1 protein-coding gene is annotated in these 859 nt (G+C 74.5%); it reads right to left on the minus strand.

Features of this window, described 5'->3' with window-relative positions; genetic code table 11:
- On the minus strand, window positions 1-859 hold an 859-nt coding region (locus ACK4TH_RS12425; RefSeq protein ID WP_409626901.1), incomplete at both ends, for a 4Fe-4S dicluster domain-containing protein.

Here is an 859-nt window from a genome sequence, read left to right on the forward strand (position 1 = left end):
CGGTCCGGTGGCGCAGTTGCAGCGGCTGGTGCTGGCGCAGGTGCTCGCCGCGATAGCCCAGCCCGCGCAGGATCGCCTGCGCCACCGCCATCTGCGCGCGCAGCGCCTCGGCGTACTGCGGCGCCTCCTCATCGGTCAGCAGCAGCCACACCTGGCTCGCACCCCAGGCGATCGCCGCCAGCCACAGCTCCAACCCCGTGCTGGCGGTGTGCCACAGCGCCCACGGGATCACGCGCGCCGGCACGCCGTGCACGCTGGCGTCCAGCCGTGCGGCGCGTCCCCAGTCCGCCAGCAGCCGCTGGCCGGCGCCCTGGCTGTGCAGCAGCAGCGCGGCGTCGCGTCCGCCGGCAGCGCGGGAGGTGGCCAGCAGCGTCTTCAGCGCCCGTCCCTGGTGCGCCGCATCGGGGTAGGCAAACGTCAGCGCGCCGCTCGGGCACACCGTGCTGCAGGCGCCGCAGCCGACGCACAGGTGCGGCTCGACGACGATGCGCTGGCGCTCGGCGTCGCTGCGGATGGCGCTGGCCGAGCACACCTCGACGCACGCCTGGCAGCCGACCTTCTCGTTGCGTGCATGCGCGCACAGTCGCTGCTGGTAGCGGAAAAAGCGCGGCTTTTCAAACGTGCCGACCAGTTCGCGCAGCGGCCACAGCCGCGCGAGCCGCGCCTCGGCGTCCAGCCCTGGCGGCAGGTGCACATAGCCCTGCGGCAGCGCGTGCTGGGTGAAGGCCGGCGCCGGCCGCAGGTCCAGCACGGCGTCGAACTCGGCCTGCTGTTCCTCGACCCAGCTGCCGCGCGAGCGCCAGGTCGGGCTGGAGGCGCTGCTGGCGCTGCCGCTCAAGGCCGCCGACGGCCGCATGGT

Origin of the sequence: Tepidimonas sp. (genome assembly GCF_046292505.1) — a bacterium.
GTDB lineage: Bacteria > Pseudomonadota > Gammaproteobacteria > Burkholderiales > Burkholderiaceae_C > Tepidimonas.